The sequence below is a fragment of the Pseudomonas sp. R1-6 genome (assembly GCF_051132115.1).
Classification (GTDB): domain Bacteria; phylum Pseudomonadota; class Gammaproteobacteria; order Pseudomonadales; family Pseudomonadaceae; genus Aquipseudomonas.
Genome location: NZ_CP071662.1, coordinates 2,284,270 through 2,310,460, shown reverse-complemented (window position 1 = coordinate 2,310,460; position 26,191 = coordinate 2,284,270). Strand labels below are relative to the sequence as shown.

General features: G+C 64.3%; 19 protein-coding genes and 1 riboswitch. Of the genes, 2 read left to right on the top strand and 17 right to left on the bottom strand.

Features of this window, described 5'->3' with window-relative positions; genetic code table 11:
* Window positions 1-231: 231 nt before the first annotated feature.
* From argE to J3P81_RS10595, 17 genes are all read right to left on the bottom strand, one after another.
* Window positions 232-1,389 (bottom strand): acetylornithine deacetylase, encoded by a 1,158-nt coding sequence (gene argE, locus J3P81_RS10675; protein WP_434563657.1) that lies wholly within the window; start codon window positions 1,387-1,389, stop codon window positions 232-234.
* Window positions 1,386-2,537 (bottom strand): NAD(P)/FAD-dependent oxidoreductase, encoded by a 1,152-nt coding sequence (locus J3P81_RS10670; RefSeq protein WP_434563655.1) that lies wholly within the window; start codon window positions 2,535-2,537, stop codon window positions 1,386-1,388. The genes argE and J3P81_RS10670 overlap by 4 nt, the downstream gene beginning before the upstream one ends.
* Window positions 2,534-3,910, bottom strand: a complete 1,377-nt coding sequence (locus tag J3P81_RS10665) for an FAD-dependent oxidoreductase (protein WP_434563653.1) — start codon at window positions 3,908-3,910, stop codon at window positions 2,534-2,536. Before J3P81_RS10665 ends, J3P81_RS10670 begins: the two co-directional genes overlap by 4 nt.
* Window positions 3,892-4,200 carry a (2Fe-2S)-binding protein gene (locus J3P81_RS10660; protein ID WP_420766624.1) on the bottom strand — a complete coding sequence of 103 codons (309 nt, stop codon included), beginning with the start codon at window positions 4,198-4,200 and terminating at the stop codon, window positions 3,892-3,894. The genes J3P81_RS10665 and J3P81_RS10660 overlap by 19 nt, the downstream gene beginning before the upstream one ends.
* The gene (locus J3P81_RS10655) at window positions 4,197-6,041 is read right to left on the bottom strand and encodes an ABC transporter ATP-binding protein (protein WP_420766625.1); all 1,845 of its coding nucleotides are present in this window, start codon (window positions 6,039-6,041) and stop codon (window positions 4,197-4,199) included. The genes J3P81_RS10660 and J3P81_RS10655 overlap by 4 nt, the downstream gene beginning before the upstream one ends.
* Window position 6,042: 1 nt before the next feature.
* Window positions 6,043-6,918: an ABC transporter permease gene (locus tag J3P81_RS10650; protein ID WP_420766626.1), complete on the bottom strand. Its 876-nt coding sequence runs from the start codon at window positions 6,916-6,918 to the stop codon at window positions 6,043-6,045.
* Window positions 6,915-7,871, bottom strand: coding sequence for an ABC transporter permease (locus J3P81_RS10645; RefSeq protein WP_420766627.1), 957 nt, complete (start codon window positions 7,869-7,871; stop codon window positions 6,915-6,917). Before J3P81_RS10645 ends, J3P81_RS10650 begins: the two co-directional genes overlap by 4 nt.
* A gap of 42 nt (window positions 7,872-7,913) precedes the next feature.
* Window positions 7,914-9,557, bottom strand: a complete 1,644-nt coding sequence (locus J3P81_RS10640) for an ABC transporter substrate-binding protein (protein ID WP_434563651.1) — start codon at window positions 9,555-9,557, stop codon at window positions 7,914-7,916.
* 84 nt (window positions 9,558-9,641) lie between these two features.
* Complete coding sequence (locus J3P81_RS10635) at window positions 9,642-10,916, bottom strand: NAD(P)/FAD-dependent oxidoreductase (RefSeq protein ID WP_434563649.1); 1,275 nt, start codon at window positions 10,914-10,916, stop codon at window positions 9,642-9,644.
* Window positions 10,917-10,953: 37 nt separating this feature from the next.
* Complete coding sequence (locus J3P81_RS10630; RefSeq protein WP_420766630.1) at window positions 10,954-11,622, bottom strand: haloacid dehalogenase type II; 669 nt, start codon at window positions 11,620-11,622, stop codon at window positions 10,954-10,956.
* 338 nt (window positions 11,623-11,960) lie between these two features.
* On the bottom strand, window positions 11,961-13,607 hold the full coding sequence (locus J3P81_RS10625; protein ID WP_434563647.1) for a phospholipase D-like domain-containing protein: 1,647 nt from the start codon (window positions 13,605-13,607) through the stop codon (window positions 11,961-11,963).
* A 199-nt stretch (window positions 13,608-13,806) separates the two neighbouring features.
* The gene (locus J3P81_RS10620) at window positions 13,807-14,484 is read right to left on the bottom strand and encodes a vWA domain-containing protein (protein WP_434564097.1); all 678 of its coding nucleotides are present in this window, start codon (window positions 14,482-14,484) and stop codon (window positions 13,807-13,809) included.
* Window positions 14,466-15,473, bottom strand: coding sequence for an ATP-binding protein (locus J3P81_RS10615; RefSeq protein ID WP_434563645.1), 1,008 nt, complete (start codon window positions 15,471-15,473; stop codon window positions 14,466-14,468). Before J3P81_RS10615 ends, J3P81_RS10620 begins: the two co-directional genes overlap by 19 nt.
* A 173-nt stretch (window positions 15,474-15,646) precedes the next feature.
* Complete coding sequence (cobN, locus tag J3P81_RS10610) at window positions 15,647-19,420, bottom strand: cobaltochelatase subunit CobN (RefSeq protein WP_434563643.1); 3,774 nt, start codon at window positions 19,418-19,420, stop codon at window positions 15,647-15,649.
* A gap of 3 nt (window positions 19,421-19,423) precedes the next feature.
* Complete coding sequence (gene cobW / locus J3P81_RS10605; RefSeq protein WP_420767731.1) at window positions 19,424-20,488, bottom strand: cobalamin biosynthesis protein CobW; 1,065 nt, start codon at window positions 20,486-20,488, stop codon at window positions 19,424-19,426.
* Between the two features lie 99 nt (window positions 20,489-20,587).
* Window positions 20,588-20,824, bottom strand: a riboswitch (cobalamin riboswitch).
* A gap of 104 nt (window positions 20,825-20,928) precedes the next feature.
* Window positions 20,929-22,065, bottom strand: a complete 1,137-nt coding sequence (locus J3P81_RS10600) for a glycerate kinase (protein ID WP_434563641.1) — start codon at window positions 22,063-22,065, stop codon at window positions 20,929-20,931.
* A gap of 225 nt (window positions 22,066-22,290) precedes the next feature.
* A complete protein-coding gene (locus J3P81_RS10595) occupies window positions 22,291-23,415 on the bottom strand; it encodes a sugar diacid recognition domain-containing protein (protein ID WP_434563639.1) in 1,125 nt (374 codons plus the stop codon).
* Window positions 23,416-23,608: 193 nt separating this feature from the next.
* Here J3P81_RS10595 and J3P81_RS10590 point away from each other — a divergent pair, with 193 nt between their 5' ends.
* Together J3P81_RS10590 and J3P81_RS10585 are read left to right on the top strand one after the other, a co-directional pair.
* Window positions 23,609-24,919, top strand: coding sequence for an MFS transporter (locus tag J3P81_RS10590; protein WP_434563637.1), 1,311 nt, complete (start codon window positions 23,609-23,611; stop codon window positions 24,917-24,919).
* Between the two features lie 134 nt (window positions 24,920-25,053).
* Complete coding sequence (locus J3P81_RS10585; protein WP_434563635.1) at window positions 25,054-26,067, top strand: aldo/keto reductase; 1,014 nt, start codon at window positions 25,054-25,056, stop codon at window positions 26,065-26,067.
* The last annotated feature ends 124 nt before the right edge of the window (window positions 26,068-26,191 follow it).

Sequence of the window (26,191 nt, the reverse complement as noted above, 5' to 3'; positions counted from 1 at the left end):
AAAGCGGAGGTTGGGCGGTGTTGGATGCTGAAGTTTTGGGGTGAAGCGGCAGGCTATACCGATAGGACCGCGACTGCTTTGTTCTTGCTTGGTGCGTGGGAACGGGCTTGCTCGCGAAGGCGGCGTATAAGCCCATGAGTGAGTCGGATGTGCTGGGCCCATCGCGAGCAAGCTCGCTCCCACAGGTTTCTTTGGCGCGGCTAAATCTGGGGGCCTTGCGGTGGACGCGGTTTAAACCTTCAAAGCCCCAAGCAACCCAGCCAGGAACCGCTCCCCCGCCTCCATCTGAGCCACCTCGATAAACTCATCCGGCTTATGCGCCTGTTCGATGGAGCCCGGCCCACACACCACCACCGGCACGTCCAGCCGCTGCTTGAACAACCCACCCTCGGTGCCGAAAGAGACCTTCGCAGTCCCCGTATCCGGCTCAGCGAAATGCTTGAGAAACCGCACCGCTTCGACGCTCGGATGCGTATCAAGACCCGGATAGACATTCAGCGTCTCGATCTGGATGTCCGCTACGTTCGAGAGCTTTTTCGCCTCGCGGACGATCACTTCGGCGTGCTCGTGCAGTTGCTCCAGAAACCGATCCAGATCGTCGGCCGGCAGGTTGCGCACTTCGAAGTCCAGCGTACACAGGTTCGGCACGATATTGAGTGCCTTGCCGCCGACGATCTGCCCGACATGCACCGTGCTGAAGGGCACGTCATAGTCGCTGTCCTGGGCGCCCTGCTCCTGCAACTGCCGTTGACTCTGGCGCAACGCCGCGATGAAGTCGCACGCCACGTGGATGGCGTTGACCGAGCGTGGGGCCAGGGATGAGTGCGCTTCCAGGCCTCGGCAGTAGGTGCGGTAGGAGCCCTTGCCCTTGTGGCCCAACACGAATTGCATGTTAGTCGGCTCACCGATCACGCACAGGAACGGCCGCACCGGGGCCAGGTGCAGCACGTCGAGCAGGCGGCGAACGCCCACGCAGCCGATTTCTTCATCATGGGAAAGCGCCAATTGCAGCGGCCGGCTCAACGGCTGGTCGGCCGCGTCAAGCATGGCGTCGATCGCCAGGGCGATGAAGCCTTTCATGTCACAGCTACCGCGCCCGTAGACCCGGCCATCGCGCACCGTCGCCTGGAATGCCGGAACGGTCCAGGCCTGCCCCGCCGCCGGCACCACGTCGGTATGGCCGGATAGCAGGACCCCTGGCACCTCACGGGGGCCGGTGCTGGCGAACAGGTTGGCTTTCTTGCCGCTCTCGTCCTTGACGATCAGCGATTCGATGCCTTTGCCCGCCAACACATCGCGGACGTATTCGATCAGCGCCATGTTCGATTCCGAGGAAACCGTTTCGAACGCCAACAGGCGCTCGAAAATAGCCAGGACGCGAGGTTTCATGAGGCTTTGCTCCGTTGTTCGGACGGGGTGAACCGGCGGATGGAGAACGGTTCGATCGACGTGCTGGTGGTGCCGGTGCTGATCAGTTCGGCCATGACATCGCCGACGCCCGGACCGAGCTGGAAACCATGGCCGCTGAAGCCGAAGGCGTAGTACAGGCCGTCGACGTTGCCGCTGGCGCCCATCACCGGCAGGTTATCGGGCAGGTAGCCTTCGATACCGCTCCACACGCGGATGATGTTGAGGTTGCCGATGCCCGGCACCAGGCGCCGCATCTGGTCCAGTTGGTTGAGCAGGCTGCGCGGTTCGACATGGGCGCGGCGGTTGAGCATGTCCGGCTCGCAACGGTAGCCACCGCCGATGATGATGTTGCCCCGTGGAATCTGCCGGAAGTAGATCACTTCTTCGGGAATCTTCGTGTACACCCCGATCACCGTCGGCAAGGCATAGGGCACCGGCTCGGTGACGGCCATTTGCGGACCGTTGGGTGCCAGCGGCACCGGCTCACCGAACTGCCCGGAAAGTTTTTGCCCCCAGGCACCGGCTGTGATCAGCAATTGGGAGGCGCGGAACTGGCGGCCATCGGTCGTGGTGACGCTGAATTCGCCATTGGCCTTGTACACCTCGGCGACTTCCGTGCGTTCTTCGATGCGGGCACCGAGGCGCCGCGCCGCCCGGGCAAATGCCGGTGCCGCGAGACGCGGGTTGGCGTGACCGTCATGGGGGGCGTACGAGCCGCCCTTGACGTCCTTGCCCAGGAACGGAAAGCGCCCGTGCAGTTCACTGCCCCGATAGATCTGCAGTTCCAGTTGCCGGGCTTCGGGGGCATCGGCGTAGGCTTGCAGCTCCTCGATTTCCTCTTCCCGGTAACACACGCGCATGTGTCCGCTGGGAATGAATTCCAGGTCCTCGCCGATCAGTTCCGGCAGGCGTTTCCACAGGGCCCAGGAACGGTTCGCCAATTCCAGCTGCCCGAGAAAACGGCCCTGGCGTCGCACGTTGCCAAAGTTGACGCCGCTGGCATATTGGCCGATCTGGTCGCGCTCCAGCAGGATCACCGACCGGCCCCGCTGGCGCAGGAAAAACGCCGACGCCGCGCCCATGAAACCACCACCGACGATCAGTACATCGGCCTTTTCAACGGTCATGGCGTGACCTCCTGAGTCAGCATGGAAAGCGGTTTGACCGGTGCCTGTCCGCGCTGGCGTCCGACTTCTTGCACCGGCACGCCGGCCGCCGCGGCAATCACCTCGGCCCCGGCCTGGGAGCAATAGCGACCCTGGCAGCGACCCATGCCGACCCGGCTGAAAGCCTTGGCCCGATTGACTTCACAGGCCCCCTTCTCGCTGACGGTACGCCGCAGCTCACCGGCGCTGATCATTTCGCAGCGGCAGACGATGGCTTCGTCCGGCAAGGCCTTGGCTTGCGCGGCCGGCCAGGGAAACGCCTGGGCGAGGCCGAGGCGGAACTCGTCCATCACCTTCAACGCCCCGCGCTGTTCGGCCAATCGGGCCGCATCCACCGGTTGCTGCAAGTCATTCAGTAGCGCCATGGCCACCAGCCGCCCGGCATGCTCGGCGCCGTCGGCACCCCGGATTCGCGAGCCGTCCCCCGCCGCATAGATGCCACTGACCGACGTCCGGCCTTCTTCGTCGGTGTCCAGCAGCCATTGCCCGGAAGCCTCGTCGAAGCGCAGGCGGCAGCCCGCCAGGTCGGCCAGCTGGGTTTCGGGACGCAGGTGATACCCCAACGCCACCGCGTCGCAATCCACCGTCAGTTCCTGGCCGTCTGCGCGACGTACCCGAACGCCGCTCACTCCGGCGGTCGCTTCGCCGAGCACTTGCAGCGGCGAAATACCCAGGTGTACCGCAACCTTCGCCCGGTACAGCTGCGCCAGCAGTTTCATGCCCGTGAACAGCAGGCCAGGACGCGCCATGAGCTTGGGCAAAGCCAGGATGCGCTTGACCAATGGCGAGGTGTCCAGCACCGCCGCGACCTGGGCGCCAGCCTTCACGTATTGGCTGGCCACCAGGTACAGCAACGGCCCGCTGCCCATGAACACCACCCGGTGCCCAATGGACACCGCCTGAGCCTTCAAGGCAATCTGCGCCCCACCGAGGCTATAGGTGCCGCCCAACTGCCAGCCCTCGACCGGCATCAAGCGGTCGGTGGCACCGGTACAGAGGATCAGTGCGTCAAAATCCACTGTCGTATGGCGACCCTGGCTGACGCAGCTCAATTGACCCGGCGTCAGGTTCCACGCCAGCGTATCCGGACGATAGTCGAGGTTGGGGCGCAGGCGATCGAAGCTTTCGTGCAAATCACGGGCCTTGGCCGCTTCGGTGCCGTACAGCGTCCCGTAGTCCCGGATGAACCCTTCGGGCTGGCGCCGGTAGATCTGCCCGCCGTCGCGACGGTTTTCGTCGATCAGGATCGGCCTGAACCCTGCCGCGACCAACGTCTGGGCACAGCGTACGCCGGCTGGTCCGGCGCCGACGATGACTATCCGCGCAGTGGCCATATCGCCTCCGGTTGCGTGGTGATGATATCCAGCCCTTCGCGGACTTCGTTGGAGCAGGCGCGCAAGCGTTCGCCGCTGCGGGTCCAGACCCAGCAATCCTGGCAGGCGCCCATCAGGCAAAAGCCGGCGCGGCTGCCGGGATCGAATTCCGACTGGCGCAACGCTGGGCCGTGGGTCAGCAAGGCGACCATCAACGTATCGCCCTGCAACGCCGTGATGGGCACGCCATCGACCTTCAGGTTGACGACGGGTCGACCCTGTTCGGCCAACCTCACGAAACGCGCGTTCATGCGTAGGCTCCCACGATCATGCTGTTTGAATCCCGCTGGCTTTTCAGCAGTTCGCCGCTGTCGTGGTGACAGAGCACCTCGCTGCCGCCATCGATGATGCGCCGGGGTGGCGCGATATGGTTGCACACCCCATCGACCCGTACCGGGCAGCGACCGAGAAATGTGCACAGATCCGGTTCATTGGCCGTTGGCCCCAACGCCGGCAACGTACCGCAAGTCGTCGCGCCGCAGGTTTCCAGCCAGCCCTGGCGCAGCTCTGGCACCGAATGGATCAGCAGGTCCGTGTAGGGATGAAACGGTGCCTGGGCGAACGATTGCCGAGACCCCGACTGGACCTTGTGGCCGCTGTACATCACCACGATGTCGTCGCACAGCGCTCGCACAGTGGAGATGTCGTGGCTGATGAACAGGTACGACACGCCCAGTTGTTGGCGCAGGTCGCGCAGCAGTTCAAGAATCGCCGCGCCGACCACGGTATCGAGGGCCGACGTCACTTCATCGCAGAGGATCAGGTCCGGCTTGGCCGCCAGCGCCCGGGCCAGGTTGACCCGCTGTTTCTGGCCGCCGGACAGCTCGCTCGGACGGCGCTCGGCCAAGTCCCGGGGCAAACGGACCAGGTCGAGCAACTCGCCGATGCGCTCGCGCAGGGCCGCGCCCTTGAGGCCGAAATACATCTTCAACGGCCGGCTCAGGATGGCGCTGATGCTATGCATGGGGTTAAGGGCGGTGTCGGCGTTCTGGAAAACCATCTGGATGCGGCGGAACTGGTCAGCAGTGCGTTCCTGCAAGCTGCCGCCCAATGGCTGGCCGTCGAAGGTCAACCCGCCAAGGGCCGGAGGCAGCAACCCCGCCACCACCCGGGCCAAGGTCGATTTACCTGAACCGGACTCACCGATCACCCCGATGGCCTGGCCCCGGCGCACGGTGAGGTCGATGTCCTCCAGCACGCGAATCGCCGGCATGCCTTGCGGGTTCTTGTTGCCGTAGCCGGCGGTCAGCCCCCGGATGGTCAACAGCGGAGCGTCCTCCGCGAGGCCGCAGGGCGGACGGATCGTCGTGTCCGGACGCGCCGCCGCCAGCAGGCTTCGGGTATAGGCATGGGCGGGCCCCTTGAGCAACGGCGCGGTCGCGCTCTGCTCGAATATCTCGCCGCCGTTGAGTACTACGATCTGGTCGGCCATCTGCGCGACGACAGCCAAGTCATGGGACACGTACACCGCCGTCGCGCCCCGCTCGCGCACCACGCGTTTGAAAGCGCGCAGCACATCGATCTGGGTCGTCACATCCAGGGCGGTGGTGGGCTCATCGAGCACCACCAGCAGCGGATCGCTGATCAGCGCCATTGCCGCCATGACCCGCTGCAATTGCCCGCCGGAGACTTGATGGGGATACCGCTGACCGATGCGCTCGGGGTTCGGCAACGCCAGGTCACGGAACAGTTCGATGGCCTTGGCTTCGAGCACCGCCCGGCTGCCCAGGCCATGGATCAGCGCGCCCTCGACCACCTGGTCGATGAGCTTTTTCGCTGGGTTGAATGCCGCCGCGGCGCTTTGGGCAATGTACGAGACGCGATTGCCGCGCAAGCCTTGCAGCTCGCCTTCGCTCAAGGCCAGCATGTCGTGCTCGCCGATGCGCACCACGCCACCGGCCAGGCGACAGCCGCGTCGGGCATAACCCAGCAGCGCCAGGGCAATGGTGGTCTTGCCGGAACCGGACTCGCCGATCAATGCGAGCACTTCGCCTTTTGCCAGAGAAAAACTGACGCCCTTGACGATCTCCACCTCGCCGCGTTCGCCACAGGCGACTACCCGCAGGTTTTCGACTCGAATCAATTCGCTCATTTCAATGACCTCCCGTGCGTCGATTGCGCCGCGAAGACAGGCGATCGATAAACAGATTCACGCCGATCGTCAGGGTGCCAATGGCCAGGGCCGGAATCACGATGGCTGGCGCGCCCTGGTTGAGACCGCCGATGTTCTCGCGCACCAGGGAACCCAGGTCCGCGTCCGGCGGCTGCACGCCCAGGCCGAGAAAGCTCATGCCACTGAGCAGCAGCACGATAAAGCCAAAGCGCAGCCCCAAGTCGGCCAGCACCGGGTTGAGCATGTTCGGCAGGATCTCCACACAAGCGATGTACAACCTGCGCTCGCCACGGGTACGGGCCACCTGCACGTACTCCAAAGCCTCGATATTCACGGCCATGCTGCGGGCGATCCGGAATGCGCCCGGCGTGAAGCTCAGCACCGCCGTGCAGATCAACAAGGTCACCGAGGAGCCGAAGGCCGAAACCATGATCAACGCAAGCATCTTGCTCGGGATCGAAATGAAGGCGTCCATCAGGCGGCTGATCAGCTCGTCCAGCCACTTCGGCGAGACCACTGACAACAGCGCGCAAGTGGTTCCCAAGCCGCTCGCCAGGACCGCCGCGACCAAGGCCAGGCCGACGGTGAACCTTGCGCCCACCATGATCCGGCTGAGCATGTCGCGGCCCAGGTAGTCGGTGCCCAGCGGGTACGCCGCGCTGAAGCTGTCGAAAACGTTGTCGGACACCACTTCGCCCACCGGGTGCGGCGCCAGCCAGGGTCCGAAAATGGCCACCAGCAACCAGATGACGCACATGGCGGCGCCGAGCAGGCCGAGCCAGGAGGCGCCGTTGGAAACCTTGCCATAGGCCAGTTCGGGCGCAGCAGGCGGGGACTTCGCAATGAGATTGTTCATTGGTTTCTCAGCCTCGGGTTGGACAGGATTGCGCACAGGTCGGCAATCAACACCAGCATCAGGTACGCCGTGCAAAACAGCATCGTGCAGGCCTGGACCAATGCCATGTCGCGGTTCGTCACGGCATCGACCATGAGGCTGGCGATGCCGGGATAGTTGAAGATCGTCTCGACGATCACCACGCCACCCAGCAGGTAGGACAAGCTCAAGGCGATGGCATTGGCGATCGGCCCGATGGCATTGGGCAAGGCGTGGCGCAAGACCACCCGCACCGGACTCACGCCTTTGAGGCGAGCCATCTCAACGTAGGGGCTGTCGAGCTGATCGATCACCGCTGCCCGGGTCATGCGCGCCATCTGCGCAACGATCACGCAGCACAGCGTCATGACCGGCAAGGCATAGGTGCGCATGAATTGCAGCGGCGAGGTGATTTCGCTGGAGTAGGACAGCGCCGACAGCCAGCCCAGGTTGACCGCGAAGATCAACACCGCCAGCGTCGCCACCAGGAACTCCGGCACCGCCACCATCGTCAGCGTGAAGAAACTCAGGACGCTGTCGATGCGCCCCCCTCGGCCCATCGCCGAGCCGATTCCGAGGATCAGTGCCACCGGCACCGACACCAGCGCCGTGGCGGCCGCGAGCATCAAGGTGTTGGGCACTCGTCCGGCCATCAGCTCGCTGACCGGCACGGCATTGGAAATCGATACGCCGAGGTCGCCGCTGAGCAGGCTGGTCAGCCAGTGCAGGTAGCGCAATGCACCTGGCTGGTCGAGGCCCATCTTCACCCGCAGGGCCGCCACTTGTTCAGGCGTCGCGAACTGTCCAAGGGACTGTTGCGCCGCGTCTCCCGGCAATACCGCCGTGATGGCGAACACCACCATCGAGACGATCAGCAGGGTCACGATCGCGGCGCCGAGGCGCCGGCCGATCAACCACAATGTGTTGCTATTCATCACCCGATCCTCTTGCCATGTCACGGAGCCAGACCACGCTCATCAAGCGTCCAGCCAGACTTGCTCGGAGAACATGTAGCCCATGAAGCCACCCAGCGGATTGGTGCCGTAGCCCTTGACGCGTTGGTCGACGCCATCGATGTTGCTGATGAACACCGGGATGCCGATGCCACTGTGCTCATGCACCAGCGTCTGCATGTCGGCGTACATCTTGCCGCGCTTGGCCTCGTCGGTTTCGCCACGGGCCTGCACCAGCAGTTGGTCGAATTGCGGGTTTTTCCATCCGGACTCGTTCCACGGCGCCGAGGACTGGAAGAACTGCGAGAACAGCATGTCGGCGTTCGGCCGTGGGTTGATGTTGCCGAAGCTCAGCGGGTGCTTGGCCCAGTGGTTGGACCAGTAGCCGTCGCTCGGCAGCCGATTGACGTTGAGCTTGAGCCCGGCCTCCTTCGCCGACTGCTGCAAGAGCACGGCGACGTCCACCGAACCGGTGGCGGCCGGCGAGCACATCACCGGCATGCTGATGTTTTCCATGCCGGCTTTCTTCAGCAGGAAACGCGCCTTTTCCGGGTCATAGGTGCGTTGCGGCAGGTCGGCGTTGAAGAAGCGCGCGCCCGGCGCAATCGGATGATCGTTGCCGACCCTGGCAAAGCCACGGAAAATCGCCGATTTGACCTGCTCGCGGTCCAGCAACAGTTTCATCGCCTGGGTGAATTCCGGGCTCTGGCCTGGCATCTGGTCCTGACGAATGATCAGGTCCGTGTAGTTGCCCGACGGCGAATCGACGACACGGTGGCCTGCGCTGTCCTTGATGCGGGTCGTCGAGCGCGGGTTGACCTCGTTGATGATCTGCACATCGCCCGACAGCAGCGCGTTGACCCGCGACGGCTCGTCGCCGATGCCAATGAACTCGATCTCGTCCAGGTAGGGCAAGCCGGGCTTCCAATAATTGGTGTTGCGGGCGCCGATCGAGCGTACTCCCGGCTTGAACTCCTTGACCTTGAACGGACCGGTGCCGACCCCCTGGCTGAAATCCGTGGTGCCCTCGGGCACGATCAGCATATGGGACACGGCCAGAATCGACGGCAGTTCGGCATTCGGGCCGCTCAAGCGGATCTGCACCTCGTGGGTCCCGTTGGCCTTGACCTCCTCGAATTGCGAGGCCAGCGGCAGGACCTTCGAACCGGTGACCGGATCCTTGTGCCGCAGCAGGGAAAACACCACGTCCGCCGCTGTCAGCCCTTTACCGTTGTGGAAGGTGACTTCCTTGCGCAGGGTGATCACCCACATCGTCGCATCGGTGGTATCGATGCGTTCGGCCAGCTCCAGTTGCGGCACCATGTGGCTGTCGAAACGGGTCAGGCCGTTGTAGAACATGTAATGGCGCACGTAGTCGGTGGACGATGAGCCCTTGGCCGGATCCAGGGTATCGGCGGTGGAACTGGTGATGCCCGCCACTCGGATACGTCCGCCGGGCTTGCCCTTGCCTGGGCTCGTGGCGTCATCGGCCCACAACTTGCCGGCGGCGCCGAACAGGCTGCCGGCCCCGGCCGCGGCGACCCCGGCCAGCCCGAGCATTTGCAAGGCGTGGCGGCGCGACATGCCGCGATTGAGCCCTTCGAAAACCCGCAGACTTTCTTCGCCCGTAATCAACTGGCCGTCGATGCTGTTCTTATTGTCAGTCATGTCAGTTCTACCTTCCGCAAGTGATAGGGGCTCGGTTGCGCACGGTCGTCGCAACGGTTGAAACGCCAAACAACGCCTTATGAATCAGTGTAGGTAGTCCTGCAGGCGGTAATACGCGCCTACAAACGGCAGGAACCAGGGCTTGCCGAAGTGCCCGGGAATCGCCGGCCAGTCGAGCTCGCGCCAAGGGTTGGCCTCGACCTTGCCGGCCATGACGTCGGCCATGACCTGGCCCATGTGCACCGACATCTGCACGCCGTGGCCGCTGTAGCCCATGGAGTGGTAGATGCCGCCATGCTGGCCGGCGCGGGGCAAGCGGTCAGAGGTCATGTCCACCAGTCCGCCCCAGCAATAGTCGATTTTCACGTCGGCCAACTGCGGGAACATCTGCACCATCGCCGCTTGCAGCACCTTGCCGCTCTTGGCATCGGACACACTGTCAGACATGGCAAACCGCGCACGGCCGCCAAACAGCAAGCGGTTGTCCGGGGTCAGGCGAAAGTAATTGCCGATCATGCGACTGGTGACGTAGGAGCGACGGGCCGGCAGCAAACTGTCGATCAGCGCCTGTGGCAGTACCTCGGTGGCGACCACGAAACTGCCCACCGGGACGATGCGTCGCCGATACCAACCCAGCCCGCCTTGCTGGCACGCACCGGTGGCTAGCAGAATTTGCGAGGCATGCAGCACGCCTTTGTTCGTGTTGACTTGATAGCCGCTGCCGCGGGTCTTCCAGTCCTTCACCTCGACGCCCTGGAAAATCAACGCGCCATGACGGGCGGCCGCCTCGGCCAGGCCGACACCAAAGCGCCCGACATGCATCTGTACGCCATTGCGCTGCAGCAGGCCGCCGTGGAACTGGTCCGAATTGACCTCGGCGCGAACTTCCTTCGCCGACAACAATTGAACCTCGGCATCGACCTCCTTGCGGATCAGTTCACAGGTGCGCGCCAACCCTTCGTAGTGCATCGGCTTGGCGGCCAGCTTGAGCTTGCCGTGACGCGTCAGGTCGCAGGCAATCCCTTCCTGCTCGACCAACGAAACGACGCTCTGCACGGCGCTTTCGTAGGCCAGGTAATAAGCGCGGGCCTTATCGGCACCCAGGCTTGCTGACAATGCCGCATAGTCCTGGGCGACGCCGGTGTTGCACTGCCCGCCATTGCGCCCGGACGCCTGCCCGTTCACCCTTCCCGCCTCCAGCACCGCCACCCGGGCGCCCTTCAAGGCCAGGGCCCGGGCCGCCGCCAGACCGGTGAAACCGCCACCGACGATGGCGACGTCGACCTGGTCGGGCAACCCGCCGACCTGGGCACCGGTGAAGGCCGGTGCGGTATCGAGCCAATAAGACTCACTGCCCATGTCTAAACCCCTTTCGCCTTGAAGCGTTCGCTCGGTTTCAGAGCCCGACCAGTCCAGGCAGCCCGCCGATATCGGGGATCTGGTGGTAGTTGTAGATCGAGTTGCCCGGTTGCTCATGACCACGAGCAACGAAGGCCTTGTGCTTGATCTTCATGTCATTGGCCGGCATCAGGTCGTAACGGAAGCTCGACGACACATGCAGCACATCCTCCGGCCCGCAGCCGAGGTTATCGAGCATGTATTCGAACGCGGCCAGCCGCGGCTTGTAGGCCTGGGCCTGCTGGGCAGTGAACACTTTATGGAAAGGCGCGCCGAGCTTGTCGACGTTGGACATGATCTGCTCGTCCATCGCGTTGGAAAAAATCACCAGGGGGATCTTGTCGGCGATCTTCGACAGGCCCGCCGGCACATCGGCGTGGGGGCCCCAGGTTGGCACGGCGTCGTAATAGAGCTGGCCTTCGCCGCGGTATTCGACGTTCCAACGCTTGCAGACCCGCATCAGGGAGGTCTTGATGATCTCATCATAAGGCCGCCAGTCACCCATCACCTGGTCCAGGCGATAAGCGGCGAAGTCCTTGACGAATTGGTCCATCTGCCCGGCATCGACACGGTCGGCGAACAGCTCGCGCGTCATGTTGCCCATCTGGAAGTTGGTCAACGTGCCGTAGCAGTCGAAGGTGATGTACTTGGGTCGAAGAAAGCTCATGAGTGCGGTCCTGGATTTGTTGTTGAAGGCATGACGAAGCAAACATTGACGCCATTCGTGAGGCTCGCGGCAACGCTGCATCACGTTTTCATTACAACACCATGAGACCGTGGAAAAACCGTTAAAAATAGTCGACGCTTGGTACAAACCACCGTTTTGCGGGGCCCGCTCAGCAGACTTTGCGGGATGCTCCAGACACGGGCGCTGCGCCCGTGTTTCTGAGGGTTTGGGGGCAGTTATGGTGCGCCAGGCGACGTTTTGCCGAGCGGTTTACGGCAGGATCTGCGCCGTGGCGCAGCGATTGGCAGCACAACGTGGAAACGTTTTCGACGGCCGCTTCAACGGCCGCAAAACCTGATCCTGGACAACATCCGCAGATCGCCCTCGCGGTAATAGTCATCGCTCCAGCTGTCGTCCGGCGCCAGGGGCTGGACCTGCTTGAGGGCGAGCTTTTTTGCGAAATAGCGAAACCGGTAGTGCTCATAGAAGCGCAGCAGTTCCAGCCCGTAGCGGTCGGCCAGGTCGGTGTCGCCCTGGATGATCAGATAATTCTCGTCGTTGCTGGCGCTGGCGGCGGCGCTCAGGTTGTGGCTGCCGCTGATGATGGTCGGCGAGTCACTGGTGAAGTCGGTGACCACGGCCTTGGTGTGGACCAGCAGGTTGCCCTTCTGGCCTTTCATGTTTTCCCGCAGCCAACCCTCCAGGCCCGTATTGAGCAGCGCGGTGGCGGCGAATTCGGCGGTGCGGTCGGCATGGAAACCGGTGATGCGGCTGGTGGTGTTTTGCAGGCCGTAGCGCAACACGTCGTCGTTCGGCTGGCCGAGCAAGGCATCGAGAATCCGCTCGGGCAAGACGAATGCGGTGACGAACAGCAGGTCCTTGCGCGCGGCCGCGATGATCTCGACAAAGCGATCGAGATCGCCCTTGCCGTTGCGGGGCGAAAAACCGGCGAAGAGTTTTTCGTCGCCGTCCATGGGATTGCTGAGCGTCAGCCAATCGCGGGTGGCGTCGACGTCCCCGGGGTTGGCCCAGATCTGCTCGAACACCTGGCGATAACTGTCACTGATGCGTGGTTCGTCCAGCACATGGATGACGTTGGCCTGGCGATAGACGCCGTTGGCGGTGAAGTTGGTGCTGCCACACAATACGGCCTCGGGTGTCGGCACTCCATGCCGGTCGATTTTGCTCAGGACGATGAACTTGTCGTGGAAAATGCTATGGGTGACTCGACCACGCTTGTTCGCCGCCGGCAGTTTTTGCAGGCTGGCTTCGTTGCTGATCGTCGCCTCGTCCTCCGGCTGGGCATGGTAAAGCACCCTCACCCGAGCGCCGCGCGCATGGGCCGCGTTGACCGCCTCGACGATCACTGGCAGTTCGTATTCATAAATGGCCACGTCCAACGCCCAGCTTGCATCCAGGGCCCGGTCGATGAAGCCGACCAGGCGCCCCAGCAAACCGTTTTCCAGCCAGCGACGCGGCGCATCCGGCCAGTCTTCAATGGACAGGCTCCGATTGGCGCTGATCAGGCTGTCCAATTCCGGAAACTTGCGCTGGAACGCCTGGCTGGCGGCCACCGCGCGATTGAAGATGACGCTCTGGTTGGCAGGCTGGCCGTCATCGCTGGTGACGGTCAACGCAAGGGCCTCGCCCAACTGCGGCGCATCGGGACTGCCGTAGGCCAGGTGCACGCGGTAATGGATCGTCGTGCCAGGGTTGACCGCGTAATCGGCCCAGCGAAATTTCTGCAACGGCGCCTTGTCGCTGGGCGTGGCATGGAACTGCGGGAAGGTGTGGGCCTTGTCGGGGAAGGTCAGACTGTTGAACAGGAACAGCCACGGCTTGTCACCGTGCTGCTTCTCGATGGCGAAGCCCAACAGCCCCTTGCGCCGTGGCTCGGCGAGGTCCATGGCGAGCAGCACACCGTTGGTGCCTGCGTAGGCCTTGACCCTGAAATCGTCCTGGGGGTTGGTGACGAGTACGCGCATGGGTTCATTCCTTTGAGAGTTGCTTGAGCATAGAGCAGTGATGCGGGTTGGGTGGGCAGAGCATTGGAACCGGGGTGATGCCATCGCGAGCAAGCTCGCTCCCACAGGGAGCTGGGGTGTTCAGCAGTTATGTGTTCACAGCGAAACCCATGTGGGAGCGAGCTTGCTCGCGATAGGGCCCAGACAGCCACAGCTCATTTCAAGTGCCTTCATCAATATGCCGATACTCAGCCCCCAACTGCCCCGCCAATTGCCGCGCCCGACCCAGGCGGATCGGCCCGCGCTCGATGTCGATGAGCAGGCTGGGGCAATCGAGGGGCGGCATGGGTTGCCCGTCTCTCACCCGGCCGTCGGTCATCAGCAACACCCGCTGTCGCTCCGCCGGGAAGCGCTTGCGACGGGAGGCCAGCCAGCGCTGCGCCTCGCCGATCGCCGCCAGCAACGGCGTACCACCACCGGCCCCCAGCGCGTCGAGCCACTTCACCAGGCCGTGGGAGGCCTTGAGCCCTTGCACTTGCCAGGTCGGCGTGGCGCCGCTGGCCGTCAACAGCGCCAACCGTGCGCGTTGTCGGTAGGCCTCGTCGAACAGTTGCGCCAGCAGGCCCTTGCCGTCGCTCAAGGCCCGATGGCGACGGGTCGAGGCCGATGCGTCGACAATCACCAACCACAGTTCATGGGCTGAACGCTGCCGCGATTTGAAACGCAGGTCCGCAGCCAGGCGCGGGCGCCCCTTGAGCAGCGTGCCCGGCCAGTCCACCACACCGTTGGACGCTGCTCTGCCGTGGCCTTGGCGCCCATGGTCCAGACGTCCCGGACGGGGTCTGGCATTCGCCCCCGACGGCGAACGGGGGCGAATGCCTAGGGCTTTTTTGGCCAGCTCGGCACGTCTCGTCGGGCGCCGGTCGGCAACGCCCGGGGCGGCAGGTCGCCCCTTTGGCCTTGGCCTTCGCTGGGTTGGCTGGTTTCATTCGGGTTCGAAGGTGGGGCCTGGTTTGGCGCGGGGGCCGGAGCGGCATGCTCGCGGCGGCGATGACGCAGGGCAAATTCGGCAACGGCATCGATGTCTTCAGCAGCGATGGCGTGCGCGCCACGCCAGGCGGCATGCGCGCGGGCAGCCCGCAGCCAGACCAGGTCGGCGCGCAACCCATCGACTCCGCAGGCAAAGCAACGCTCGGTGATCTGCCCCAGCGCCGCGTCATCCAGGGGGATTTGGGCCAAGCCTGCGCGGGCCTGTTCGCAGCGTTCACGCAACCGCTGCTGGGCCGGCTCCCACTCGGCGCAAAACGCCGCCGGGTCGTTGTCGAAATCCAGGCGGCGACGGATGATCTGCCCGCGCTCGGCCGGTGCGGTGTGGCCATTGAGGGCCACGTTGAGGCCGAAGCGGTCGAGCAGTTGCGGACGCAGTTCGCCTTCTTCCGGGTTCATCGTACCGATCAACACGAAACGCGCCGGATGCCGGTGGGAAATACCGTCGCGCTCGATCAGGTTGGTGCCGCTGGCGGCGACATCCAATAGCAGGTCCACCAGGTGATCAGGCAACAGGTTCACCTCATCGACGTACAACACGCCGCCGTCGGCCTTGGCCAGCACCCCCGGGGAAAACTGCGCGCGCCCTTGCCCCAATGCCGCGTCCAGGTCGAGGGTGCCCACCAGCCGCTCCTCGGTGGCGCCAAGGGGCAAGGTCACGAACTGACCGCTGGCCAACATATCCGCAAGGCCCCGGGCCAGGGTGGACTTGGCCATCCCGCGCGGGCCTTCGATCAGCACGCCGCCGATCTTCGGATCGATGGCCGCCAGGCACAGGGCCAGTTTCAGCGCATCGGCGCCGACCACGGCGGCGAGGGGGAAATGTGGGGTGTCGGTCATATGAGATATCTCATCAATGTAAGGAGGTCCCCTGTGGCGAGGGAGCTTGCTCCCGCTGTAGCGCGCAGCGGCCCCAAGAACCTTTGGTCACGCTGCTGTTCTGGATGACGACTGCTTCGCAGCCGAGCGGGAGCAAGCTCCCTCGCCACAAGCGGCCGTCATCCGTCGGTAAGTCAGCCATCTTCTTCGATGTCCAGCAGCAGGTTTTCCAGCGCCTCGCGATAATCCCCCGGCGCCTGCCACATCCCCCGCTGCTGCGCTTCGAGCATGCGCTCGGTCATGTCCCGCAGGGCGTCGGGGTTGTGCTGCCGGACGAAGTCACGGGTATGCGGATCGAGCAGATAGGCATCGGCCAGCAAGGCGTACTGGTGGTCTTCGATCAACTGGGTGGTGGCGTCGAAGGCGAACAGGTTGTCCACCGTCGCCGCCAGTTCGAACGCGCCTTTGTAGCCATGACGCTTGACCCCGTCGATCCACTTCGGATTGGCCGCGCGGGAACGGATGACTCGGTTGAGTTCTTCTTTCAAGGTACGGATCTTCGGCAGATCCGGTTGGCTGTGATCGCCGTGATAACTGGCGGCGGTTTCGCCGCTGAGGGTTTCCACGGCTGCGAGCATGCCGCCCTGGAATTGGTAGTAATCGTTGGAATCGAGCAGGTCGTGCTCACGGTTGTCCTGGTTCTGCAACACCGCTTGCACCTGGCTCAGGCGCCGGGAAAATTGCGCCCGCGCGGCGGTGCCTTCGTCGCCCGCGCCATACGCATAACCGCCCCAGTTGAGGTACACCTCGGCGAGGTCTTCGCGACTCTGCCAGAGCCGACCGTCAATGGCCCCCTGCACGCCCGCCCCATAGGCGCCGGGCTTGGCGCCGAAAATCCGCCAGCCGGCCTGGCGCGCCGCGTCTTCCATGGGCAAGCCCGATTGCAGCAAGGCTTCGCGCTCGGCACTCACTTTGGCCGCCAGCGGGTTCATGTCATCGGGTTCATCCAGGGCCGCTACGGCTTGCACCGCCGCATCGAACAAGCGGATCAGATTGGCGAAGGCGTCCCGGAAAAACCCGGACACCCGCAACGTCACATCCACCCGAGGCCGGTCCAGCAGGCTCAACGGCAGGATCTCGAAATCGTCGACCCGCTGGCTGCCCGTGGCCCACACCGGACGCACGCCCATCAGCGCCATGGCCTGGGCAATGTCGTCGCCGCCGGTGCGCATGGTGGCGGTGCCCCACACCGACAGGCCGAGCTGGCGCAGGTGATCGCCGTGGTCTTGCAGGTGCCGCTCCAGAATCAGGCTCGCCGACTGAAAACCGATGCGCCACGCCGTGGTGGTGGGCAAGTTGCGCACGTCGACGGAGAAGAAGTTGCGCCCGGTGGGCAGCACATCCAAGCGTCCGCGACTCGGCGCGCCACTGGGGCCGGCCGGTACGAAACGCCCGCCCAATGCGTCGAGCAAGCCGCCCATTTCCGCCGAGCCACAGGCATCCAGGCGCGGCGCGACGACGGCACGCAGGTGGTCGATGATGCCGTGCACCGTCTCCCAACCCGGCGCGTCGAGCTGCGCGATATCGCCGGCCAAGGCTTGCTCGATCAGTCGCGCCGCGAACAGCTCCAGACGCTCACGGCTGTCGCCGACGGTGCGCCAGGGCTCATCGCTGACGTCGCGCAAAGCCTCGGGGCGCTCGCCGGCCCAAGGCTCGGCCAAGGTGCAATCGAGCGGATCGAAGCCCAACCCGAACGCCTTGGCCAGGGCCCGTAGCAGGCTCGACTGGGCGCCCTTGCCGTCGCCACGGGGAATGCGCAGCAATGCCAGCAAGGTGTCGATGCGCAGCCGTCCGCTCGGCGACTCGCCAAAGATATGCAGGCCATCGCGAATCTGCGATTCCTTCAGGTCGCACAGGTAGGTGTCCAGGCGCGGCAGCCAGATCGCCGCGTCGGCGTCGCTGTCGAGGCCGGCGTCGAGTTGCAGCTCGCGGTCGATATGCGTCTCGCGCACCAGGGCCAGGATGTCCCGTTGCAATTCCCTGGCGCGGCGCGGATCGAGCAATTGCGCCTCGTAGTATTCGTCAGCCAGCAGCTCCAGGTTGCGCAGCGGCCCGTAGGTTTCGGCGCGGGTCAGCGGTGGCATCAGGTGGTCGATGATCACCGCCTGGGTACGCCGCTTGGCCTGAGCGCCCTCGCCCGGGTCGTTGACGATGAACGGATAGATGTTTGGCAGCGGCCCCAGCAGCGCGTCCGGCCAGCAGTTTTCCGACAGCCCGACGCCCTTGCCCGGCAGCCATTCGAGGTTACCGTGCTTGCCGACGTGAATCACGGCGTGAGCGCCGTAGGTGTGGCGCAACCAGAAATAGAACGCCAGGTAGCCATGGGGCGGCACCAGGTCCGGGTCGTGGTACACCGCGCTCGGATCGACCTGATACCCCCGCGCCGGCTGAATGCCGACGAACGTCAGGCCCAGGCGCAGGCCGGCGATCATCAAGCGTCCGTCACGGAACATCGGGTCCTGCTCGGGTGCGCCCCAACGTTCCAGCACCGCTTGGCGATTGGCCTCGGGCAGCGCGTCGAACAGGGCCCGGTACGCGTCGACGGCCAGGCTCTGATGACAAGGCCGCAGGTCGAGGCTGTCCAGGTCGTTGGTGACGCCGCCGAGCAACTGCCGGATCAGCGCGGTGCCGCTGGCCGGCAGCTTGGTGGTCAGCGGATAACCCTCGGCCTGCATCGCCCGCAGAATATTCAGCGCCGCCGCTGGCGTGTCCAGGCCGACGCCGTTGCCGATGCGTCCGTCCCGGGTCGGGTAGTTGGCGAGGATCAGCGCCACGCGCTTTTCGGCGTTGGGCAGGCGCGGCAGGGTGGTCCAGCGGCGGGCCAGTCCAGCGACAAAATCCATGCGTTCGGGTATCGCCCGGTAGCAGACTACATCGCTCTGGCTGCGCTCGCTGCGCCAGGCCAGGTCCTTGAAACTGATGGGCCGGCTGATGATTCGCCCGTCCAGCTCCGGCAAGGCGATGTGCATCGCCAGGTCCCGTGGGCCCAGGCCTTGTTCGCTGGCGCGCCAGCCGGGTTCGTTGTCCTGGGCGCAGATCGCCTGGATCACCGGGATATCGCGGCGAAACGGCCGCAAGTGCGGCGCTTCCGGACTCGATTGTGCAAAGCCGGTGGTGTTGAGAATAACCCCCGTTGCCACTTCGTCCAGCCAGTCTTCCACCTGTGCCAGACAACCGGGTTCCTTGAGGCTCGCCACGGCGATCGGCAAAGGGTTGAGCCCCGCCGCTTGCAGCCGCTGGCAGAACACGTCGATGAACGCGGTGTTCGCGGCTTGCAGGTGGGAGCGATAAAACAACAGCGCCGCTACGGGATCGCCTGCCCGCCAGTCCGCTTGCCAATCATTCAGGGTCGCGTTGGTTTTTTCCGGGTGATAGATCGCCGTGCGCGCCAGGGGCTGGGGCTCGCCCCACGGATAATCGCGGCCAAACCATTGGCTGCCCAGGTGACGGAACAGGTTAAGGGCGTTTTCCAATCCGCCTTGACGAAGAAACTGCCAGAGCCGATCGCGGTGCTCGGCGGACACGTTGCTCAGGTCGCTGAGCTCCGGGTCCGGACGGTCGTCCCCCGGCACCAGGATCAGTTTCACCCCGCGCCCGGCCAGTTCCACCAGGCGCTCGACGCCGTAGCGCCAATAGCCGATGCCTCCGTGCAACGACAGCAGGATGACCTTGGCGTGGCGCAATACATCTTCAACGTACAGATCCACCGAGGCGTGGTTCTGCACTTGCATCGGGTTGGCGAGGCGAAACTGCGGAAAATCGTCCGGCAACTGCCGCGCCGCTTCTGCCAGCAGCGCCAGACTGGAATCGCCGCTGCACAGGATCACCAGCTCGGCGGGGGTTTGCCCGAGGTCGGCGATGTTGTCATCCGACACGAAACCACCGGGCTGGGTCCTGAGCAGGTGCATGGTTTAGACGCTGAGGGCGGCGCGCAACTGCGCTTCGAGCAGCCCGGCGTCCAGGGCCTGGCCGATCAGTACCAGACGTGTGACGCGCGCTTCATCGGCGCCCCACTGGCGGTCGAAGTGCTTGTCGAAGCGCGTGCCCACACCTTGGATCAACAGGCGCATCGGCTTGTTCGGGATGGCCGCGAAGCCCTTGACCCGCAATACGTCATGCTGAATTACCAGTTGCGTCAGCGCGTCCAGCAGCAGGCTTTCGTCAGCTTGGGGCAGTTCGATGGAAATCGAATCGAAGGCATCGTGATCGTGGTCGTCGTCATCGCCGTCATGGTGGTGGTCGTGATGGCTGTGGCGGCTGTCGATGTGTTCCTCGGAGCCCGCGCCCAGGCCGATCAACACGTCCAGCGGCAGGCGACCGTTGCTTGCTTCGATGACCTTGACCGCTGGCGGCAGCTCTTCGGCGACTTCCAGGCGGACTTTGGCCAGGTCCTCGGGGTTGATCAGGTCGGCTTTGTTGAGGATCACCAGGTCGGCGCTCGCCAGTTGATCGGCGAACAGCTCGTGCAGCGGTGATTCATGGTCCAGGTTCGGGTCCAGCTTGCGCTGGGCATCGACCTTGTCCGGGAACGCGGCGAAGGTGCCCGCGGCCACGGCCGGGCTATCGACCACGGTGATGACCGCATCGACGGTGCAGGCGCTGCGGATTTCCGGCCACTGGAAGGCCTGGACCAGCGGCTTGGGCAAGGCCAGGCCGGAGGTTTCGATGAGGATGTGGTCGAGGTCGCCGCGACGCGCCACCAACTCACGCATCACCGGGAAGAACTCTTCCTGCACGGTGCAGCACAGGCAGCCGTTGGCCAGTTCATAGACGCGGCCGTTGGCTTCTTCTTCGGTGCAACCGATGGAGCACTGCTTGAGGATCTCCCCGTCAATGCCCAGTTCGCCGAACTCGTTGACGATGACCGCGATACGTCGGCCTTGGGCGTTGTCGAGCATGTGCCGCAGCAAGGTGGTCTTACCCGACCCGAGGAAACCGGTGACGATGGTGACGGGGAGTTTGGCCAGTGTTTTCATCGGATGCCCTTTGGCAAGGTGGCGGGCAAACGGGACGACAACCACTGGCACAGGCGCGCGCGGAAGATTTCGCCACCGGATCACCCCGCCCGGTTGTAGTGAGAATCTGTTGTCGAGGCAGGTCTCCTGGCTGACGGCGGGCCAGATCGGCTTTTTTCAAAGCCGGGACTGACATTTTGCTGCGCCTTCCCGTGCGCCCGTTGTATAGGGCAAGCACAGTGGCCTTGCAGAAACAGCACCGTTCACAGTTGCGGGGGCAGCCGCGGCTTGGACCGCGTTCCCTTCTCAGGCTCTGTACGCGAACATTTCATACAGACCCTAGCTTCGGCGCGTGCCGAAGAACCTCGAAGGCGCAAGGCTACGCAGGGTGTGCGGGCGGGTCAATGTCCCAAGGCAATCTCCGACGACTGATGCGTCCTGGCGACTGCCCCAAGGGCAAGTCAGCGCGCCGCCACTCGCCAGAGCCGGGCGATGTCCCGGGCCCGCTCGGCCAGCAGGCGTGGCGCATCGGCGCAAGCTTCTTGTAGCGTCATCGGCCCATTCGCCAGGGCAAACGCGGCATCGATGCCGTGCTCATAAAGCGCTTCGTAGCCCTCCCCCAGCGTGCCGGCGATGACCACCACCGGTACGCCGCGCCGCTGGGCGATGCGGGCCACGCCAAACGGCGTCTTGCCACGCAGGGTCTGGGCGTCGAAACGGCCTTCGCCGGTGATCACCAGGTCGGCGCCGTCGATCGCATCGGCCAGGCCGGTCAATTGTGCGACGACTTCCACGCCGGTACGAAACTGCGCCTGGAGGAACGCCTTGGCGGCAAACCCCAGGCCGCCAGCGGCACCGCTGCCGGGTTCGTCGCGAACGTCGCGGTTCAACACTTGGGCACAATGTTCAGCAAAGTGTCCCAGCGCCCGGTCCAGTTGTTGCACCTGCTCGGCGGAGGCGCCTTTCTGCGGGCCGAACACGGCTGAAGCGCCATGGGGACCGCAAAGGGGGTTGTCGACATCGGCGGCAATCTCGAAGCACACGCCGGCCAGGCGCGGGTCCAGGTCGCCCAGGTCGATACGCGCCAGTTTGCCCAAGGCCAGGCCGCCGGGCGGCAGGGCTTGGCCCTGGTCGTCCAGCAATGCCGCGCCCAGTGCCTGCATCGCCCCGGCGCCGCCGTCGTTGGTGGCGCTGCCACCGATCGCCAGGATGACTCGGCTCGCCCCTTCATCCAAAGCGGCGCGGATCAGTTCGCCAGTGCCATAGGTGCTGCTGGAACAAGCGTCGCGCTGTCCCGGCGGCACCAGTTGCAGGCCGCTGGCCTCGGCCATCTCGATGATCGCCGTGCGGCTGTCGGGCAACCAGCCCCAGCGGGCTTGGACAGCGGCGCCCAGCGGGCCACGGACCCGCGCCTCGCGCCATTGGCCATCGCAGGCCGCGAGCACCGCCTCCACCGTTCCCTCGCCGCCATCGGCCATTGGGCACTTGATCAGCTGCGCGTCCGACCAGACCTCGGCCAGCCCTCCTGCGATGGCGTCCGCCACGGCCTGGGCGCTGAGGCTGTCCTTGAACGAGTCGGGGGCGATGACTATTTTCATTTTTGTTCTCCGGTTCCGATGTACAGCATGCTGCCAGCTGACCGCGACTCTGACGCCGGTCCGCCGCACAAAAGACCTTGGGCATTATTGGTCAAATTCACAAAGGATGGGTTGGCATTGCTGGCCTCTTCACGAGCAGGCTCGCTCCCACATGGGAACTGCTGTGGTCGCATATTCTGTAATCACTGGAGATCAATGGTGGGAGCGAGCCTGCTCGCGAAGGGGTCACTCCGGAAAGTTCTGATCATGGGGCAACAATTGAACCCCCAGGTACAACGCCAGCATCCCATCCAGCCTGAGCGGGTCGACGCCGCTGAGTTCGGCGATTCGTTCCATGCGATAGCGCAGGCTGTTGCGGTGGATGCCCAGGGCGTCGGCGCAGGCCTGGCTCTGGCCGTCGTGTTCGCACCAGCTTCGCAAGGTAGCGAGCAATTGGCCGTTGCTGTCCTTGGCGATCACTTTGCGCAACGGGCTGAGCAGTTCGTCGAGGGCATCATCGCTGCGATGCCGCCAGAGCATCACCGGCAGTCGATAGCGATTGAGGAGCAGCAAGCGCGACTGCGGCAGGACATCGCGCCCATACGCCAGCAGATCCGCCACCCGCCGGTAGCAACGGCGCAGCCCCGCCAGCCCCTCGGCCTGGCCGCCCACAGCAACTCGCAGGATGCTCCAGCCCAGGCCATCGAGCTTGCCCAGCAGCCGCTCGTTCTCCACCGAGGCCGTGACCGGCCGGCACCAGAGCAAGGAGGATTTGGACGACGTCAGGCACCAGCTGTCCGGGTAGCGCGACATCAGCCAGGCGCTCAGCGATTCGACGGTTTGACCAGGGCCATGCTCCAAGCCCAATTCGAACAGATACGGTACGCGCGACAGCTGCGGCTTGAGGCCCATCTGCTGCGCTTCATCGAGCAACCTTGGCGAATCACCGGCATCGCCCAGCAGCAATGCCAGCAAGTCATCGCAACGCTGGCGGCGCCATTGCTGCTCGGCCTGCTGGTTGCGCTGGCCGAGCAGCATTTCGGCGGTCATGCGCACCAGTTCGGCGTAAGTGCGCAATTGCGCGGGTTCGCCGGTAATGCCCAGCACGCCGATCAAGCGCTGGTCGAGCATCAATGGCAGGTTGATTCCCGGCTGTACGCCCTTGAGGTGGACGGCGGTGTGCTCGTCGATTTCCACCACCCGTCCGTTGGCGAGGACCAGTTGCGCGCCCTCGTGTCGGGTATTGATGCGCTCGCGCTCGCCGCTGCCGAGGATCAAGCCCTGGTTGTCCATGACGTTGACGTTATAGGGCAGAATCGCCATCGCCCGGTCGACGATGTCCTGCGCCAGGTCGTGATCGAGTTCGAACATGGGCGGTGTTCCTTGCAAGCGGCGTGATTGTTGTTTTGAGGTGCGCCGCCCACGGGATTGGTCAGGCGCACAGGGTCGGATTGCAAACGTTGTGCTGCGGCACAAAGACACGGGACCTTGGGCTGGCCGAGACTCAAGGGGCGGTCAACGTTACCCCTTGGCACGCCAAAATCATAATAAAGAGAGCCCCGTCATGTCCCAGAGCGCAGCAGCCCTCCTGGCTACCCCCGACGAAAAGAATACCGTCTACAAGCGCATCACCCTGCGTTTGATCCCGTTCATCTTCATCTGCTACCTGTTCAACTACCTCGACCGGGTGAACGTTGGCTTCGCCAAGTTGCAGATGCTCGACGCGTTGAAGTTCAGCGAAACCGTGTACGGCCTCGGCGCCGGGATCTTCTTCATCGGCTACGTGCTGTGCGGCGTGCCGAGCAACCTGGCCTTGACCAAATTCGGCCCTCGGCGCTGGATCGCCCTGATGATGATCACCTGGGGCACGCTGTCGACCTGCCTGCTGTTCGTCACCACCCCAACCCAGTTCTACACCTTGCGGCTGTTCACCGGGGCGGCTGAAGCCGGGTTCTTCCCTGGCGTCGTGCTGTACCTTTCGCAATGGTTCCCGACGTTCCGCCGTGGCCGGATCATGGCGCTGTTCATGTCGGCCATCCCAGTGTCGGGGCTGCTGGGCAGCCCGTTTTCCGGCTGGATTCTCAACCACTTCGCCGCCGGCCAGGGCGGCCTGGCGGGTTGGCAGTGGATGTTCCTGCTGCAAGGCATCCCGACAGTGATTCTCGGCGCCCTGGCGTTCTTCCTGCTCAGCGACACCTTCGCCAAGGCCACCTGGCTGACCGACCATGAACGCGCCGTGCTCACCGCCGACCACGCCGAAGACCTGGCCAACAAACCGAAAACCACCACAGACTCCCTGGCCGCCGTGTTCAAGAACCCGGCGATCTGGGCCTTCGGCCTGGTGTACTTCTGCATCCAGAGCGGCGTGTATGCGATCAATTTCTGGCTGCCGTCGATCATCAAGAACCTCGGTTTCAGCGATAACCTGGTGATCGGCTGGCTGAGTGCGATTCCCTATCTGCTGGCGGCGGTGTTCATGTTGCTGGTGGGGCGCTCGGCGGATCTGCACAAGGAGCGTCGCTGGCACTTGGTCGTGCCGATGCTGATGGGCGCGGTGGGGCTGCTGATCGCGGTGAACTTCGACACCACGCCGGCCATCGCCATCCTCGGCCTGTCCATCGCCACCATGGGCGCCCTCACCGGCCTGCCGATGTTCTGGCCGGTGCCCACCGCCCTGCTCAGCGCGGGCGCGGCGGCCGGCGGGCTGGCGTTGATCAACTCCATGGGCCAGATGGCCGGTTTCCTCAGCCCATACCTGGTGGGCTGGGTCAAGGACACCACTGGCTCGACCGATGCGGCGCTGTACCTGCTGGCCGGCGTGATCGTCTGCGGCAGCCTGTTGGCGCTGCGCATGACCCGCACCTTGCGGGCCTGACACCTCTTTTACCCTGTGGGAGCGAGCTTGCTCGCTCCCACAATTGATTTGTGGTGGTTTGAGAATTCTGTTTGATCCTTGCGGCGGTTCTGGTATTTGATTGAACCTTTCCCCATGAATAAAAGGATCTTGTCATGAGCTACCGCACGCTAGGCCATTCAGGGTTGCAAGTCTCGACGTTGACCCTGGGAACCATGATGTTCGGCGAACAGACCAGCACCGAAGATTCGCTGCGGATCATCGACAAGGCCTGGGACCAGGGCATCAACTTCATCGACACCGCGGACGTCTACACCGGCGGTCGCTCCGAAGAAATCGTCGGCGAGGCGATTGCCCATCGTCGCCATGAATGGGTGCTCGCCACCAAGGTCGGCTTCGGCCCGCCGGACGGTATGCCTAACCGCAGCGGCCTGAGCCGCAAGCATCTGTTCAATGGGATCGAGGCCAGCCTGACGCGCCTGGGCACCGATTACCTGGATATCTATTACCTGCACCGCGAAGACCACAACACCCCGCTGCACGTCACCGTGTCGGCCATCGGCGACCTGATTCGCCAGGGCAAGATCCGCTACTGGGGCCTGTCGAACTACCGCGGCTGGCGCATCGCCGAGGTGATCCGCATTGCCGACAGCCTGGGCATCGACCGCCCGGTCATCAGCCAACCGCTGTACAACATCGTCAACCGCCAGGCGGAAACCGAGCAGATCACAGCGGCGCAGAATTATGGCCTTGGCGTGGTGCCGTTCAGCCCCCTGGCTCGCGGCGTGCTCAGCGGCAAGTACGCGCCAGACGTCGCACCGGACGCCAACAGCCGTGCCGGACGCCAGGACAAGCGCATCCTGGAAACCGAATGGCGGGTCGAGTCCCTGCGCATCGCCCAGCAGATCCTGGAATACACCCAGGGCCGCGGCGTGGGCATCGTCGAGTTCGCCATCGCCTGGGTGCTGAACAACAATGCCGTCACCTCGGCCATCGTCGGGCCGCGCACGGAGGAGCAGTGGGATTCGTACACCAAGGCGCAGGCGGTGAAAATCACGGCGGAGGATGAAGCGTTCATCGATTCGCTGGTGACACCGGGCCATGCCTCGACGCCGGGGTTCAATGATGTCGGCCATTTCGTGCCGGGGCGCGTGCCGCGTACGTCGTAACTTACACTGAGATCACCGTGGCGAGGGAGCGTGCTCCCGCTCGGCTGCGCAGCAGTCGCTCTTTGGGGCCGCTACGCGGCCCAGCGGGAGCAAGCTCCCTCGCCACGGGTAAACGGCTTTCCGT